This window comes from Micromonospora citrea, assembly GCF_900090315.1.
In the GTDB taxonomy this organism is placed as follows: domain Bacteria; phylum Actinomycetota; class Actinomycetes; order Mycobacteriales; family Micromonosporaceae; genus Micromonospora; species Micromonospora citrea.
This window is the reverse complement of record NZ_FMHZ01000002.1, coordinates 2,095,255-2,109,976: the sequence shown is the minus strand read 5'-3', so window position 1 is coordinate 2,109,976 and position 14,722 is coordinate 2,095,255. Positions and strand designations below refer to the sequence as shown.

General features: G+C 73.6%; 10 protein-coding genes. 7 read left to right on the top strand and 3 right to left on the bottom strand.

The features are described 5' to 3' along the window. Window positions 1-103: 103 nt before the first annotated feature. The 3 genes from GA0070606_RS09670 to gatA all read left to right on the top strand — a co-directional run bounded on the left by GA0070606_RS09670 (window position 104) and on the right by gatA (window position 4,792). Window positions 104-2,707 carry a putative bifunctional diguanylate cyclase/phosphodiesterase gene (locus GA0070606_RS09670; RefSeq protein WP_091096944.1) on the top strand — a complete coding sequence of 868 codons (2,604 nt, stop codon included), beginning with the start codon at window positions 104-106 and terminating at the stop codon, window positions 2,705-2,707. Between the two features lie 236 nt (window positions 2,708-2,943). Then, window positions 2,944-3,249 (top strand): Asp-tRNA(Asn)/Glu-tRNA(Gln) amidotransferase subunit GatC, encoded by a 306-nt coding sequence (gene gatC / locus GA0070606_RS09665; RefSeq protein ID WP_091096942.1) that lies wholly within the window; start codon window positions 2,944-2,946, stop codon window positions 3,247-3,249. A 67-nt stretch (window positions 3,250-3,316) separates the two neighbouring features. After that, on the top strand, window positions 3,317-4,792 hold the full coding sequence (gene gatA, locus GA0070606_RS09660; protein WP_091096940.1) for an Asp-tRNA(Asn)/Glu-tRNA(Gln) amidotransferase subunit GatA: 1,476 nt from the start codon (window positions 3,317-3,319) through the stop codon (window positions 4,790-4,792). Between the two features lie 76 nt (window positions 4,793-4,868). Here the strand turns inward: gatA and GA0070606_RS09655 are convergent, their stop codons facing one another. Then, window positions 4,869-5,516, bottom strand: a complete 648-nt coding sequence (locus tag GA0070606_RS09655) for a response regulator (RefSeq protein WP_091096938.1) — start codon at window positions 5,514-5,516, stop codon at window positions 4,869-4,871. Further along, complete coding sequence (locus GA0070606_RS09650) at window positions 5,517-6,734, bottom strand: sensor histidine kinase (RefSeq protein WP_091096936.1); 1,218 nt, start codon at window positions 6,732-6,734, stop codon at window positions 5,517-5,519. A gap of 100 nt (window positions 6,735-6,834) precedes the next feature. On the opposite strand from GA0070606_RS09650, the gene GA0070606_RS09645 reads away from it, so the two are divergent. From GA0070606_RS09645 to GA0070606_RS09630, 4 genes are all read left to right on the top strand, one after another. Next, entirely contained in the window at window positions 6,835-7,749 is a 915-nt protein-coding gene (locus GA0070606_RS09645) for an ABC transporter ATP-binding protein (protein ID WP_091096934.1), read from the top strand. Continuing rightward, window positions 7,746-8,513, top strand: coding sequence for an ABC transporter permease (locus tag GA0070606_RS09640; RefSeq protein WP_091096932.1), 768 nt, complete (start codon window positions 7,746-7,748; stop codon window positions 8,511-8,513). Before GA0070606_RS09645 ends, GA0070606_RS09640 begins: the two co-directional genes overlap by 4 nt. Before the next feature lie 84 nt (window positions 8,514-8,597). Next, complete coding sequence (gene gatB, locus GA0070606_RS09635; protein WP_091096930.1) at window positions 8,598-10,094, top strand: Asp-tRNA(Asn)/Glu-tRNA(Gln) amidotransferase subunit GatB; 1,497 nt, start codon at window positions 8,598-8,600, stop codon at window positions 10,092-10,094. A gap of 123 nt (window positions 10,095-10,217) precedes the next feature. Continuing rightward, complete coding sequence (locus GA0070606_RS09630) at window positions 10,218-12,587, top strand: transketolase-like TK C-terminal-containing protein (RefSeq protein ID WP_091096928.1); 2,370 nt, start codon at window positions 10,218-10,220, stop codon at window positions 12,585-12,587. A gap of 570 nt (window positions 12,588-13,157) precedes the next feature. On the opposite strand, the gene GA0070606_RS09620 is transcribed toward GA0070606_RS09630, so the two are convergent. After that, window positions 13,158-14,708 carry a metallophosphoesterase gene (locus GA0070606_RS09620; RefSeq protein ID WP_091096926.1) on the bottom strand — a complete coding sequence of 517 codons (1,551 nt, stop codon included), beginning with the start codon at window positions 14,706-14,708 and terminating at the stop codon, window positions 13,158-13,160. Window positions 14,709-14,722 lie beyond the last annotated feature (14 nt).

Genomic DNA, 14,722 nt, shown 5'->3' with positions numbered 1-14,722 from the left:
ATTCGCGACTGTCGTGTCGGGCATTGCGCCGTCAAGGGCGTTTCATTGACGACACGGCGTGCAGCGGGTCACGCCCTCGTGGACCGAGCCCTCGGGAGGTGTGATGGAGGCCGCCGACCTGCGAAACTCCGTTCCGCCCGACCGGGGGCGACCCTTCTTCGCGTTCGTCGGTTCGGTGGTCGCGCTGGCCGTGCTGGTCTGCGTACGCCCGCTGCTCGCCCTTCCGGACGCGCTGCCGGAGCTGCCGGCGGCGTTCTGGGTGATGGCGGCCCTCGCGGTCGGCTGCGACGCGCGCCCGTTCGTGCCGCCCGGCCGCCGGCAGACCTCGGCGGTCTTCCCGTCCACCTGCTTCACCTTCGCGATCCTGCTCGGCTGGGGGCTCGGCCCGGCCGTCGCCGTGCAGGCGGTGGCCGTCGTCGTGTCCGGCTGGCGGATGGGGCACGCCCCCTGGCGGACGGCCTTCAACGCCGGCCAGTACGCCTGCGCCCTGGCCGCCGCGTACGCGGTCACCTGGCTCGGGCCCGGTGGCATCTTCGACGGGGGCATGCTGAGCTGGACGGACGTGGCGGCGGTGGGTGGCGCGACGCTGGCCTGGTTCGCCGTCAACTACGCGCTGGTCAGCGCGGCCGTCCGGCTGCGCTTCGGCGACCGCTGGTGGCCCAGCCTGCGGCAGGGGCTGGGCTTCGAACTGCTCTCCACCGGTTCCCTGCTGCTGCTCGCCCCGGTGCTGGTCGCCGCGGCGCGGGCCAGCGCGGCGCTGATCCCGCTGGTGCTGGTGCCGCTGTTCGCCGTCTACCGGATGGCCCGGCTCAGCGTGGAGCAGCAGCAGCTCGCCTCCCTCGACCCGCTCACCGGCCTGCCCAACCGCAAGGCGCTGCTGGCCGAGGTCGGCGAGCGGGTGCACCTGCACGCCGAACGGGCGGCCCGCGGCGAGCCGGGCGCCCGTCTGGCGCTGCTGCTGATCGACCTCGACCGGTTCAAGAACGTCAACGACGCCCTCGGGCACGCGGTCGGCGACCGGCTGCTGGTCGAGGTGAGCGCCCGACTGACCACGGTGGTCGGGGACGACATGGTGGCGCGGCTGGGCGGCGACGAGTTCGCCATCGTGATGACCGGGCTGACCGACGCCGGCGAGGCCCGGGACCTCGCCGACCGGGTGGTCCGCGCCCTGGCCGAACCGGTCTCCCTGGACGGGCTGCCGCTCGACGTGGGCGGCTCCATCGGCGTCGCGATCTTCCCCGAGCACGGCGAGGACTTCGCGACCCTGATGCGCCACGCCGACGTGGCGATGTACGACGCCAAGCACCGCAACGACACCGTGGCGGTCTACACGGCCGAGTCCGACCACAACTCGGCCGAGCGGCTGGGCCTCCTCGCGGACCTGCGCCGGGTCCTGGAGGCAGGCCGGCCGGGGCAGGCGGTCGGCCCGGCGGTGGCCGGTACGGCCGGTGCCGGTGAGGTCCCGGCCGACGCTGGCGGTGACCTCCCCGGCGTGGGTGGTGGCGCAGTGGTGGCGGCCACGGCGGCGGTGGGCGCGCGCGGCGGGGACGGCGCCGAGCTGCCGGCCGACCCGACCGGACTGCGCCCGGACGCCGGGTCCGGCCGGTGGCGGTTGCGCCGCCGCCGGCAGCGGACCGGGCCGCCGCACGCCGACGAGCTGATCAACCAGATCGTCACCGCCGCCGACCCGATCCGCCGCCGTACCGCTGTCGGCGAGGCCGGCCCGGACCGGGGCGACGGGCCCGCCCGCCGCGAGCGGTCCGCGCGCGCGGCCGGGGAGACCGGCGTCGGTGTACGCCGGCAGGGCACGCCCGGCGACGGCGACCCGGCGGGCCGGCGGGGGGCCCGGCAGGACGCGGGCCGGCGGCGGGATGCGGAACCGGGGCCCGGCCGGGGGCGCGACGCGGAGCCGGGCCCGGCCGCCGACGCGGGCGAGATCACCATGTACTACCAGCCGCAGGTCGCCATCGCGACCGGTGAGGTGGTCGGCGTGGAGGCGCTGCTTCGCTGGCGGCATCCGCGCCGGGGGATGGTCGACCCGGAGGAGCTGATCCGGGTCGCCGAGCAGAGCGCGGTGATGCGGCTGCTGACCCGCCGGGTGGTGGACGACGTGGTGGAGCAGCTCGCCAAGTGGTCGGCCGCCGGGATCGGCCTGCCGGCGGCGCTCAACGTCAGCGTGCGGGACCTGCACACCGGCGAGATCGCCGACCAGATCGCCGACCGGCTCGCCCGGTACGGCGTGCCGCCGCAGCGGCTGCAACTGGAGATCACCGAGGGCGCCCTGATGGCCGACCCCCGCCGGGTGCTGGCCACCATCACCCGGCTGCACCGCATCGGCGTGGGCATCGCGCTGGACGACTTCGGCACCGGATACTCCTCCCTGCAACACCTGCGCCGGCTGCCGTTGTCCGAGGTGAAGGTGGACCGCTCCTTCGTGCTGGGCATGGCCGACGACGCCGACGACGCGGCCATCGTGCAGTCGACGATCGGGCTGGCGAAGGCGCTCGGGCTGCGCGTGGTCGCCGAGGGCGTGGAGGACGAGCGCACCTGGCGGATGCTCCACGCGGCCGGCTGCGACGCCGCGCAGGGCTGGTTCTACGCCCGGCCCATGCCGGCCGGGGAACTCGTCGCCTGGCTGGCCCGCTACCGTCCGGTCCGCCCCACCCCCGCCCCGGACACCGAGATCCCCCGCCGGCACGCCCGCTGAGCCGGACCACCCCGCCGGCACGCGTCCGGCGTCGCCGCCGGGACCTGCCCGTCCGAACCGCCTGGCGCGCGGCGCGGGTGGGCGGCGCGGTCGGGCGCGCCGCGCCCGGAGGGGGAGTCGGGGACGCGCCGCCGGGGCGGAACAATAGACTCGCTCCGGTCACCGCGCGTCACGCACCACCGGTCGCGCGGGCGGCACCCGGCCCGACCAGCAGCATCGTCACGAAGGGGGCACCGATGGCCGCCATCTCCCGCGAGGAGGTCGCGCACCTGGCGCGACTGTCGCGGCTCGCCGTCACGGAGGAGGAGCTGGACACCTTCGCCGGTCAGCTCGACGTGATCCTCCAGGCGGTCGCGCAGGTCGGCGAGGTCGCGGCGGCGGACATCCCGCCGACCTCGCACTCGGTGCCGCTGACCAACGTCCTGCGGGACGACGTCGTGGTGCCGGGGCTGACCCCGGAGGAGGCGCTGTCGGGCGCGCCCGACGCCGAGGAGCAGCGGTTCCGCGTACCGCGGATCCTGGACGAGGATGTGGCGTCATGAGCGAGCGGACCATCAGGCGCGGTGTGCGCGGCGCTCAGGGCGCCGGTGAGCGAAGCGAGGCGGCGGCATGAGTGACCTGACCAGACTGACCGCGACGGAGATCGCGGGGCTCGTCGCCGCCGGCGAGACCTCCGCCGTCGAGGTCACCCGGGCGCACCTGGACCGGATCGCCGCGGTCGACGACCGGGTGCACGCGTTCCTGCACGTCGACAGCGAGGGCGCGCTGGCCGCCGCCGCCGAGGTCGACGCCCGCCGCGCCGCCGGCGAGGAGCTGGGCCCGCTGGCCGGCGTGCCGGTCGCCGTCAAGGACGTGCTGACCACCAAGGGCGTGCCGACCACCGTCGGGTCGAAGATCCTGGAGGGCTGGCGCCCGCCGTACGACTCGACGATCGTGCGGCGGCTGCGCGAGGCCGGCACGGTGATGCTCGGCAAGACCAACATGGACGAGTTCGCGATGGGCTCCTCCACGGAATACTCGGCGTACGGGCCGACCCACAACCCGTGGGACCTGAGCCGGATCCCGGGCGGCTCCGGCGGCGGCAGCGCGGCGGCGCTGGCCGCGTACGAGGCGCCCCTGGCGATCGGCTCCGACACCGGCGGCTCGATCCGCCAGCCCGGCGCGGTCACCGGCACGGTCGGCGCGAAGCCCACCTACGGCGGCACCTCCCGCTACGGCCTGGTGGCGTTCTCCTCCTCGCTGGACACTCCCGGCCCCTGCGCCCGTACGGTGCTGGACGCCGCGCTGCTGCACGAGGTGATCGGCGGGCACGACCCGCGCGACTCCACCTCGATCCCGCAGCCGGTGCCGGACGTGGTGGCCGCCGCGAAGCGGGGCGCGACCGGCGACCTGACCGGCGTGCGGCTCGGCATCGTCAGCGAGTTCACCGGCGAGGGGGCCGAGCCGGGCGTGCTGGCCGCGTTCCGCGAGTCGGTCGACGCGCTGACCAAGCTGGGCGCCGAGATCGTCGAGGTGTCCTGCCCCAACTTCAAGTACGCCCTGCCGGCGTACTACCTGATCGCCCCGAGCGAGTGCTCCTCCAACCTGGCCCGGTTCGACGGCGTCCGGTTCGGCCTGCGGGTCGGCGACGACGGCAACCGGTCGCTGGAGGAGGTCATGTCGATGACCCGCGAGGTCGGCTTCGGCCCCGAGGTCAAGCGCCGGATCATGATCGGCACGTACGCGCTCTCGTCGGGCTACTACGACGCCTACTACGGGCAGGCGCAGAAGGTCCGGACCCTTATCACCCGGGACTTCACCGCCGCGTTCGAGCAGGTCGACGCGCTGATCTCGCCGACCACCCCGTTCGTGGCGTTCCCGGTCGGGGCGCGCACCTCCGACCCCTACCAGATGTACCTGGCCGACCTGTTCACCATCCCGACCAACCTCTACGGCGGTCCCGGCATCTCGGTGCCGTGCGGGCTCTCCGACGGGCTGCCGGTCGGTCTGCAGGTCATGGCCCCGACGATGGCCGACGACCGGATGTACCGGGTCGCCGCCGCGCTGGAGAGCGCCGTCGGCACGTTCACCCCACCGGCGCTGTAGCCGACGTCGTTCGCACGGTGCCGGCCCGGACCCGCGGTTCGGGGGCCGGGCCGGCACCGTGCGGCCAGCCTGTCACCTACCGGCCCTCGGTGTCGCGGACCAGCAGGGCCGCCTGGACGCGGTTCGCACAGTCCAGCTTGGTGAGGATCCGGCTCACGTAGGTCTTGATGGTGGTCTCGCTCATGTGCAGCCGCCGGCCGATCTCGGCGTTGGACAGGCCCTCGGCCACCAGCCCCACGACCTCCCTCTCGCGCGACGTCAACGCGCGCAGCCGCTCGCCGGCATCCTGCCGGCGCCGGGCGGTCACCGGCGTGACCATGCCCAGCACCAGGCGGGTCACGGCGGGGGAGAGCCAGGCGTCGCCGGCGTGCGCCGCCCGGACCGCGCGGACCAACTCGTCCGGGGTGCAGTTCTTGAGTACGAATCCCGCCGCGCGGTGCTGGAGGGCGTGCAGCACGTTCGGTTCCGCGCCGAACGAGGTCAGCACCACCACCCGCAGCCAGGGCGCCTGTCGACCGAGTTCCTCGAGCGCGCCCAGTCCGTCCAACACCGGCATCCTGAGGTCGATCAGCGCGACGTCGACGCGGTGCCGGACGGCCTCCGCCACGGCTGCCCGGCCGTTCTCCGCCTCGGCGAGGACCGTGATGTCCGGCGCCGACTCCAGCACGGTGCGGATGCCGGCCCGGATCAGGGGTTCGTCGTCGGCGACCAGAACCTTGATCATTCAGCCCACCCCCGCCAGGATGCTCGCGGGGAGGACCACGAACATCAGCACCGCGGCCGCGAACCCGACAGCGACCGTACGGAAACGTCCGACCGTGAGCGGGTGGTCGTCGTCGGCCGGCTGTTCCGCGACGCCGGACCGCACGCAGGGCAGCATCGCGTAGAGCCGGAAGGAACCCTCGGTCAGGCGGTGATCCAGGAACCCGCCGGCCGGGAGGAGCCGCTCGCTCAACCCGGTCAGGCCGTGGCCCGACCCGATGTCGTTGCGTGGGGTCGGCGGATCGGGCAGCGGATTGACGACGGTGAGCAGCAGCGTGCCGTCCTCCCAGCCGACGTCGACAGTGACCGGCTGGCCCGGGGCGTGCTTGACGGCGTTGGTCAGCCCCTCCTCGACCACCCGGTACGCCGCCTGCCCGGCCGCCGTCGACAGCGGCAGCGCCTGGCCGCGTTCGCGCAGCGTCACCGACACCCCGGCCGCCTGGAACTCGGCCACCAGCCAGCCGATCGCCGGCACCCCCGTCGACGCGGCGGGTGCCTCGTCCCGTTCGCGTAGCGCCCCCACCAGCTCGTACAGCTCGACCATCGCTCTGCGCGTCGCGGTCGCCAACTGCCGGACCGCCTGCTGTTGCTGCGGTGGCAGCTCCGCCACCTCGAGCGCGGCCGCCTGGACCGACACCAGGCTGAGCCGGTGGCCGAGCGAATCGTGCATGTCCCGGGCGATCCGCAGCCGTTCGTCGAGCCGTTCCCGCTCGGCGAGGATCTCCTGTTCCCGGCGGAGCTGCCGGTTGTTCCGGTCGAGCGCCGACACCAGCCGGTCGTGCTGCGCGAGATACCTGCCGACCAGCAGCGGCAGCGCGACGAACACGACGAACGTCGAGACGACGGGCGCGAGTCCCTGCGCGCCCCGGGCCACGAGCTGTGCGCCGAGGCCGCCGACCGCCGCGCCCACGGTCACGGCGGTGCCGGTCGGGGAGGAGATCGCCCGCCCGGCCTGGTAGGCGGCCCAGAGCAGCAGGACGTACGTGCCGCCGGTCAGCGTGGCCAGCGCCAGCGCGGCCACGAACGAGGCCGCGGGGCTCCGGTACCGCAGGGCGATCACCAGCACGACGGTCAGCGCGTATGCCGCGATGGCCGCCGGGGGCAGGCCGTCGGAGTGGGCGGCCGCCAGGAGCAGGGTGTCCACCACGGCCACCATGGCGACGAGAAGAAACTTGGCCACGCCTAGCAGGTTAGTGCGCGACGCCGGATCAACTTTGGCGACGAAGACCGACAACCTTCGAGGACTGCCCGCGTTCCGCGCGGTCCCTAGCCTGGGTCCGGTGATAGAAGTGCGCAACCTCAGCAAGCGGTACGGGAACACGGTCGCCGTGGACGGCCTCACCTTCACCGTACGGCCCGGCCGGGTGACGGGGTTTCTCGGGCCGAACGGGGCCGGGAAGTCCACCACGATGCGGATGATGCTGGATCTCGACCGGCCGTCCGGCGGTCAGGTCCGCATCGACGGCATGCGCTATCGGCAGCTGTCCGAACCGCTACGCCGGGTCGGCGCCCTGTTGGACGCCGGGGCGGTGCACCCCGGCCGCAGCGCGTACCACCATCTGCTGTGGCTGGCGCAGAGCAACCGGATCCCCAAGGCCCGGGTGCGGGAGGTCCTGGAGCTGGTCGGTCTGGCCGACGTGGCGAGGAAACGGGTCAGGGGCTTCTCGCTCGGCATGGGCCAACGGCTCGGCATCGCCGCCGCGCTGCTCGGCGATCCGCCGGTGCTGCTGTTCGACGAGCCCGTCAACGGGTTGGATCCGGAGGGCGTGCTCTGGATCCGGCACCTGATGAAGGGGCTGGCCGCCGAGGGGCGCACGGTCTTCGTCTCCAGTCATCTGATGAGCGAGATGGCGCTCACCGCGGCGCATCTCGTCGTGATCGGCCGCGGTCGGCTCCTCGCCGACACCACCGTCGACGACTTCATCGCGGCCCACGCCCGCTCGTACGTCCGAATCCGTACGCCGGAGCCGGAGCGGATGCGTGACGCGCTGACGGCGGCCGGCATCGTGGTTCGGCAGGCGGCGGACGGCGCGTTGGAGGCGAACGGGGCGCAAGCCTCGGAAATTGGCGAGTTGGCTGCGGCGCACGGTCTGACCGTCCACGAGGTCAGCACCCAGTCGGCCACGTTGGAGGAGGCGTTCATGAGGCTCACCGGGGACACCGTCGAGTACCGGGCCGTCGGAGGGCAGCGATGAGCGCCGGGGCGGTCCTCACCTCCGAATGGACCAAGATCCGGACTGTCCGGTCGACGGGCTGGCTTCTCCTGCTGGGCTTCACTCTCTGCGTCGGCCTCGCCGCCCTGTTCGGGCTCAGCTTCCGCAACCCTTCGCCCACCGGGTCGGCATACTTCGACCCGCTCTTCGCCACGTTCTACAGCCTCACCCTCGGCCAACTCGCGCTGGTGGCGTTCGCGGTGCTCGTGGTCGGCGGCGAGTACGGCTCCGGCACGATCCGCATGTCGCTGGCGGCGGTACCCCGCCGGGGCGTGTTCTACAGCGGCAAGGTGCTCGCCGGCGCGCTGCTGGTCGCGGGCGTCTCGCTGGTCACCGTGCTGGCCACCTTCGTCGTGGCGCAGGCGGCGCTCGGCCCGCGCGGTACGACCCTCGGCGCGGACGGGGTGCCGCAGGCGATCGTCGGCGCGTGGCTCTATCTGACGCTGATCTGTGTGTTCGCCATGGGGGTGGCGACGATGCTGCGCAGTTCGGCGCTGTCGCTCGGGATCCTGATCCCGCTGTTCTTCCTCGGTGGGCAGGGGCTCGGCAACATCCCGAAGCTGAAGACCGTGACGCAGTTCCTGCCGGACCAGGCCGGCTGGGTGATCATGCACCTGGCCGGGCCGCCGGACGATCCGCGCTGGGCCCGCGCGTACGGCCCCTGGGCCGGACTGGGCATCCTCGCGCTCTGGGCCGCCGCCGCCCTCGTCGGCGGCTACCTGGTGCTGCGCCGGCGCGACGCGTGAGCACCGGCCGGCCGGGTCGGGGCCGGGGCGGACCAGCCACTAGGCTTGGCCGGGTCTGTCCGGATGTCGAGAGCTGGAGTGCCGATGAGCACGATCGTCCTGCCGTCGTACGACGAGGTTGTCGAGCGTTATGAGCCGGTGATCGGCCTGGAGACCCACGTCGAGCTGGGCACGAACACCAAGATGTGGTGCGGCTGCCCGACCGACTTCGGCGGCGCGCCGAACACCCGGGTCTGCCCGGTCTGCCTGGGCCTGCCCGGCTCGCTCCCGGTGGCGAACAAGGCGGCCATCGAGGCGACCATCCGGATCGGCCTGGCGCTGAACTGCTCGATCGCGCAGTGGTGCCGGTTCGCCCGGAAGAACTACTTCTACCCGGACATGCCGAAGAACTTCCAGATCAGCCAGTACGACGAGCCGCTCTGCTTCGACGGCTACCTGGACGTGGAGGTCAACGGCGAGCTGGTGCGCATCGGCATCGAGCGGGTGCACCTGGAGGAGGACACCGGCAAGACGCTGCACGTCGGCGGCGCCACCGGGCGCATCCACGGCGCGACCGAGTCGCTCGTCGACTACAACCGGGCCGGCATCCCCCTCGTCGAGATCGTCACCAAGCCGGTCGCCGGCACCGGGGCGCTCGCGCCGGAGGTGGCCCGCGCCTACGTCACCGAGCTGCGCGACGTGATCCGCTCGCTGGGCGTCTCGGACGTACGGATGGAGGAGGGGTCGCTGCGCTGCGACGTCAACACCTCCCTCAACCTGCCCGGCCAGGAGTGGGGCACCCGCACCGAGACCAAGAACGTCAACTCGCTGCGGTCGGTCGAGCGGGCGGTCCGGTCGGAGATCATCCGGCAGGCGTCCGTGCTCGACGCGGGCGGCCGGATCACGCAGGAGACGCGGCACTTCCACGAGGACACCGGCGACACCACGCCGGGCCGCTCCAAGGAGACCGCGACCGACTACCGGTACTTCCCGGAGCCGGACCTGGTGCCGCTAGCGCCGGACGCCGCCTGGGTCGCCGAGCTGAAGGCCGCCCTGCCCGAGCTGCCCCGGCTGCACCGGCGCCGCCTGCAGGAGCAGTGGGGCCTGTCGGAGGCGGACATGCAGTCGGTGCTCAACGCCGGCGCGGTCGAGCTGATCGAGCAGACGGTGGCCGCCGGCGCCACCCCGGCCGCCGCCCGCAAGTGGTGGCTGGGCGAGCTGTCCCGGCGGGCCAACGAGACCGGCGTCGAGCTGGCCGACGTCGGGGCCACCCCGGCGCAGGTCGCCGAGCTGCAGGGCCTGGTCGACGCCGGCAAGCTCAACGACAAGCTGGCCCGCACCGTCCTGGAGGGCGTGGTGGCCGGCGAGGGCTCGCCGACCGAGATCATGACCAACCGGGGCCTGGGGGTCGTCTCGGACACCGGCGCGCTGACGGCCGCCGTGGACGAGGCGATCGCCGCCAACCCGGACATCGCGGAGAAGGTCCGCAGCGGCAAGGTCGCGGCGGCCGGCGCGCTGGTCGGCGCGGTCATGAAGACCACCCGCGGCCAGGCCGACGCCAAGACCGTCCGCGAACTGATCCTGGAACGCCTCACCGCCTGAGGTGCACGTAAGGGCCCCTTCGGTTCGCAGGAAGGGGCCCTTACGTACGCCCCCGCACCCCCGCACCCCCGCACCCCCGCACCCCTCGCGAGGCGTCAACGGCGACGCCTGGATGGAGCCACCGTGAACGAGCGACCGCCCCGTACCGACCTCGACGTCCTCGACGAGATCCAGCGACGGGTGCTCTGGCTCGCCACCCGGATCGTGGACGCGGCCAACCACGACCGCGACACCGGCGACGGGGTGAAGGTGGGCGGGCACCAGGCGTCCAGCGCCTCGCTGGTGACGGCGATGACGGCGCTGTGGTTCGCGCACCTGGACGCCGAGGACCGGGTCGCGGTCAAGCCGCACGCCTCGCCGGTCTTCCACGCCATCCAGTACCTGCTGGGCAACCTCGACCGCTCCTACCTGACCCGGCTGCGGGCCCGGGGCGGCCTCCAGTCGTACCCGTCGCGGACAAAGGACCCCGACGAGGTGGACTTCTCCACCGGCTCGGTGGGGCTCGGCGCGGCGGCGCCGTTGTTCGCCGCGGCGACCCGGCGTTACGTCGACGCGCACTTCGGCGCCCGCCCGCACTCGCGGTTCGTCGCCCTGATCGGCGACGCCGAGCTGGACGAGGGCAACATCTGGGAGGCGGTCGCCGACCCGGCCACCACGGGCCTGGGCAACGTGATGTGGCTCGTCGACTTCAACCGGCAGTCGCTGGACCGGGTGGTGCCCGGGGTGCGGATCAACCAGTGGCGGGGGCAGTTCGAGGCCGCCGGCTGGCACGTCGTCGAGGTCAAGTACGGCCGAAGGCTCGCCGAGGCGTACGCCCGGCCGGGCGGGGAGCGGCTGCGCGACTGGATCGACGCGATGCCCAACGAGCAGTACCAGTCGCTGTTCGGGCTCGCCGGGCCGGCGCTGCGCAGGCAGTTCCTCGACGGCGCGCCGGACGAGGTCGAGGCGTTCATCGCCGACGTCGGCGACGACGAGCTGGGGCCGCTGGTCACCGACCTGGGCGGGCACGACATGGCGGCCATGCTCGACGCGTACGCCCAGTGCGACGCCGTGACCGACCGCCCCAGCGTGGTGTTCGCGTACACGGTGAAGGGGTGGGGGCTGCCGATCGCCGGCAACCCGCGCAACCACTCCGCGCTGCTCAGCACCGAGCAGGTCGACGCGCTGCGCGCCGCGCACGGCCTGACGACGGAGACCGAGTGGGACCGCCTCGACCCGGCGTCGGAGGCCGGCATCCGGGCCGGCGAGCGCCGGGAGGCGCTGTCCCGCGTGCCGCGCGAGCGGGCGCTGGGGGTCACCGTCCCGGAGACCACGAGGGTACGTGCCAACAAGCCGATCTCGACGCAGGAGGTCTTCGGCCGGGTGCTGGTCGAGCTGGCCCGCAACCCGGAGGTGGGCCGCTACCTGGTGACCACCGCGCCGGACGTGGCGACCTCCACCAACCTCGCCGGGTTCATCAACAAGACCGGCGTCTTCGCGCCCACCGAGCAGCGCTCCTGGACCGAGGACCGGATGCTGCGCTGGACGGAGAGCCCCGCCGGGCAGCACATCGAGCTGGGCATCTCGGAGATGAACCTGTTCCTGCTGCTCGGCCAGCTCGGCCTGTCGTGGGACCTGTCGGCCCAGCCGCTGCTGCCGGTCGGCACCGTCTACGACCCGTTCGTGCTGCGCGGCCTCGACGCGTTCCTCTACGGCACCTACTCCGGCTCCCGCTTCGTGGTCGCCGGCACCCCGTCGGGCATCACCCTCGCCCCGGAGGGCGGTGCCCACCAGTCGACCATCACCGCCTCGGTGGGCCTGGAGCTGCCCGGGGTGACGTTCCTCGAGCCGGCCTACGCCGCCACCCTGGACTGGCTGCTCTGCGACGCGTTGGGCCAGATCGCGGGCGGCTCCACCCCGTCGGCGACGGCCGCCCCGGCCGAGGACGGCGCGTACTACTTCCGGCTCAGCACCCGCCCGATCGACCAGGCGCCCTTCGAGGCGGCCCGGGCCCGGCTCGGCGACGCGGTGCTGCGCCGGCAGGCGGTCGCCGGGGCGTACCGCCTGGTCGACGCCCACCAGGCGTACCCGCACCTGGTCGACGCCCCGGTGGTGCAGCTCGCCGCCTCGGGCGCGGTGCTGCCCGAGGTGCTCGCCGCGGCGGCGGAGCTGGCCGAGGAGGGCATCGCCGCGCACGTCGTCGACGTCACCTCGCTGGACCGGCTCTACCGGGCCTGGCAGCGCACGCTGCGGCAGGGCGTCCGCACGGCGACCGTGCCGAGCGTGCCGGGCGCGCTGCGCTCGGCGTTCGCCGACCGGGTGCCGGTGGTGACCGTGCACGACGCCGCCTCGCACGCGATGGCGTGGCTGGGCTCGGCGGTCGGCGCCCCGGCGGTCCCGCTGGGCGTCGACGAGTTCGGCCAGTCCGGCAGCGTCCACGAGCTGTACGAGCTGCACGACCTGCTTCCCGGCAGCATCGTCAACGCCGCCCTCGCCGCCCTGTCCCTGCGCTGACGTGGCGCTGGGTCGCCCTGTCCCTGCCTGACGCGGCGGAGACAGGGCGACGGTCGGCGTGGCCGTCACCGAACGCGACGACAGTGGAGATGACACAGTGCAACTGCCGTTGCGGGCCGCAGCGGTGTCCGCTCGCGCCCTTTGCTCTGCACCCACGGACGCACCAGGCTCCTGAGCCGGGGCGGAGGTGAACCCGGTCGATCGGCTACCGACGGCAGGCCGCTACACGGCGTTACTGGTGCGTCAGTGGGTGCAGAGCAAAGCGTCCGACGACAGGAAGGGCTGCGGGCGGAGACAACTACCGAGGGTCACGGCCGGAGGCGAGTCGATGTGGTCCGGCAACGGTCGGAACGGTCGCCCTCCGGGCTCGGCGCTCAGCGGCCGGAGCCGCACGACCAGCCCACCAGGGTCAGGCGTGCCAGGGTCGGGCGCACCTGGGCCGGGCGTGCCAGGGCCGGGCGCACCTGGGCCGGGCGTGCCAGGGCCGGGCCTGCCAGGGCCAGCGCGTCAGGGCCACCGCCTAGGACCGGCGCGCCAGGACAAACGGATAGGACGGCCAGCCGGTCGGGGTCAGCGCGTCGGGGTGGGGGTGACCGGGGCGGGCACGCCCGCCTTCGGGTCCTCCACGACGTGCCGCTCCAGGTTCACCTGGGCCTGGCCGGTGCCGCCCACGGTGATGTCGTCGTACGCCTGGAGCAGCTTGTTCTCGTCGAAGTAGAGGACGCTCATCGACAGCGGGGTGGGCTTCTCGCCCTCCAGCCCGCGCAGCCCGGCGCCGCCCGTCGACCCCTGCACCATGAGCTGGGTCGGCATCTGCCCGGGTGCCGCCGGCAGCTTCGACACCTGCCGGTTGTGGGTGTGCCCGGCGAGCACCAGCGGGCAGGTGCCCGACAGCGGGCCGGCGGAGGCGGGGTCGTGCACCAGCGCGATGTTCACCGGCCGCGGCGAGCTGCGCACCGTCGCGGCGAGCTGGTCGCCGACGCCGATCACCTGGTCGGCGACCTGCTTGGTGAGGCCGCTGCCCGCCGGGGAGGTGTTCTTGTCGGGGGTGAACCGCGGGTCGCCGATGCCGGCGATCGTCAGCCCGGCGACGGTGGTGGTGGTGTTGTTGAGCACGATCGCGTTCGGCTGTCGGGCCACGGCCGCCGCGGTCCGGCCGGAGTCGTGGTTGCCCCGGATGTAGACGTAAGGCTTCTTGAGCAGGCCGATCGAGCCGACGTAGGAGGCCTCCGGCTCGCTGCCCCAGTCGGTGATGTCGCCGGTGTCGATCACCACGTCGATGCCGAACTGCTCGACCACGGTGCGGATGAGCTGCCAGCCGGTCGGGTTGAGGTGCATGTCGGAGACGTGCAGCACACGGGTGGTGCCGGGCGCCGGCTCGTAGACCGGCAGGGACGACACGGTGGTGTAGAGCTGGCTGACGTTGCCGACGATGCGCTGGAGCTGCTCGGCGTACCGGGTGTAGTCGTTGGCGATCCGCCGGGCGTCGCCGACGATCGCCGGAGCGTTGACCAGCAGCCCCTCGTAGCGTGGCTCCTCGATGGCCTGCGGGCGGATGGTCGACGCGGCGGTGCCGAGGCTGCCGGCCGTGATGACCAGCGCCAGCCCGCCGGCCCAGGCCGCCCGGCGGGCGTCGCGGAAGACCAGCAGCGCCAGCAGCAGGGTGACCAGCACGGCCGAGGCGAGCGTCCGCAGGCCGAGCCGCAGCACGCCCTCCCGGACGTCCTCGACGGCCGACCGGCTGGCCCGGTCGATGCTGGCCGGGTCGTCGAGCAGCGCCTCGGTGCGGCTCTGGTCCAGCGCGCCCAGCTCGACCGTGAGATGGGTCGGCCCGTCGTGGCTGTCGAGCAGCAGCGCGCCCAGCGGCGGGATGTCGACGGTCGTGCCGCCGCTGACCGCCGGCGCCACCGTCAGGTCGGCCTGGAACGGCCCGATGTCGGTGCTGACCCGGCCGCCGGCGAGCACGCCGATCAACACCCCGACCAGGGTGACGACCAGGACCGCAAGCGTCACCCCGGTCGCGCGGAGCGCGCGCCGGCCGGCGTCGCCGCGGCGGACACGACCGGCCGCCGGGGCGTCCACGCCCCGGCGGTCCTGCTGCTCGTTCTCCTGCCCGTCCATGTTGAGATTCTGAC